Raw genomic sequence first — 1,621 nt, forward strand, 5'->3', positions numbered from 1 at the left:
GTCGTCGGACGCGGTGAAGGTGACTGCGTCGGACACGGCGTGTGAGGTGTCGAGGACGTCGTTCCCGGCGGGGCATGTGGCGATCGAGATCGCGAACAAGGGGTCGAAGACGACCGAGGTGTATGTCTACGCGGCCGGTGACAAGATCGTCACGGAGCGGGAGAACATCGGTCCGGGGACGAAGGCGACGATCAACGCGGAGATCAGGGCGGGGTCGTACGAGGTGGCGTGCAAGCCGGGGATGGTGGGTGACGGTATCCGCCAGAAGGTCACGGTGACGGGTGACGCGTCGGCGTCCGCGGCGCCGGGTGATCCGCGGCTGGCGGGGGCGGTGGACGCGTACCGGAGGTATGCGCAGGAGCAGGCGGACGCGACGATCCCGGCGGTGGAGGCGTTCGCCGCTGCGATCAGGGCCGGTGAGCTGGAGAGGGCGAAGTCGTTGTTCGCGCCGTCGCGCACCGGGTGGGAGCGGACGGAGCCGGTGGCGGAGAGCTTCGGTGATGTGGACCCGAAGACGGACACGCGTGAGGACGGTCTGGAGCCGGGTCAGGACTGGACGGGCTGGCACCGGCTGGAGAAGTCGCTGTTCGCGGACGCGCGGATCGGTGACGAGGAGAAGAAGCTGGCGGACCGGCTGGTGGCGGATCTGAAGGACTGGCAGAAGAAGGTCCCCGAGGCGGAGATCACGGCGACGAGCATGGCCAACGGTGCGAAGGAGCTGTTGGACGAGGTGGCGACGGGGAAGATCACCGGTGAGGAGGACCGTTACAGCCACACGGACCTGGCGGACTTCGCGGCGAATGTCGAGGGTGCGCAGAAGGCGTACGAGCTGTTGAGGCCGGTGGCGTCGGAGAAGGACGCGCAGCTGGCGAAGACGCTGGACGGGGAGTTCGCGGCGATCGGGGTGCTGCTGGCGAAGTACAAGCTGGCGGACGGTTCCTACACGTCGTACGACAAGGTGGGCGAGGCGGAGCGCAAGGCGTTCTCGGACGCGGTGAACGCGCTGGCTGAGCCGCTGTCGAAGCTGGCGGCCGCGGTGGTCGTCAAGTAGTAGGGGTGCGGTAGCGCCTGTCGGTTTTCCGCCGTGGCGGCCCTGGTGGCCGCCACGGCATCCGTGAGTCAGCACAGAGAAGAGAAGGGCCCGCCAGCGATGGACGCCGAGAACGAGCAGCAGCAGCAGGGGACGCCGGCGGTTGCCGGTACGGCCGGTACCGGTGCTTCCGGTGGTGGTCCGGTCAGTCGTCGTGCGGTGATCGGTTGGGCGGGTGCGGGGGTGGCGCTGGGGGCGGCGGCGGTGGGTTCGGTGGCCGCGGCGGTGCGGCAGGACGATCCGGTGCCGGTGGCGGGTGGCGGGGTGTCGTCGGAGGTTCCCTTCTACGGTGAGCACCAGGCGGGTATCGCGACGCCGGTGCAGGACCGGTTGCATTTCGCGGCGTTCGATGTGGCGGCGGGTGCGTCGCGTGAGTCGCTGGTGCGGATGCTGAAGGAGTGGACGCGGGCGGCGGCGGCGATGACGGGCGGGCGGGAGGTGGGCTCGGGTGCTGCGAGTGGTCTGCCGGAGGCGCCGCCGGATGACACGGGTGAGGCGTTGGGCCTGCCGGCGTCGCGGTTGACGCTGACG

Annotated in this window: 2 protein-coding genes; both read left to right on the top strand. The window is 69.8% G+C overall.

The features are described from left to right. The coding region (gene efeO, locus ACFVVX_RS37960; RefSeq protein WP_387952734.1) for an iron uptake system protein EfeO at positions 1–1,051 on the top strand (1,051 nt) is incomplete at its 5' end. Positions 1,052–1,150: 99 nt separating this feature from the next. Continuing rightward, positions 1,151–1,621, top strand: a 471-nt coding sequence (locus ACFVVX_RS37965; RefSeq protein WP_387952736.1) for a Dyp-type peroxidase domain-containing protein, incomplete at its 3' end; no start/stop codon positions are given.

This window comes from Kitasatospora sp. NPDC058170 (assembly GCF_042883905.1).
GTDB lineage: Bacteria > Actinomycetota > Actinomycetes > Streptomycetales > Streptomycetaceae > Kitasatospora.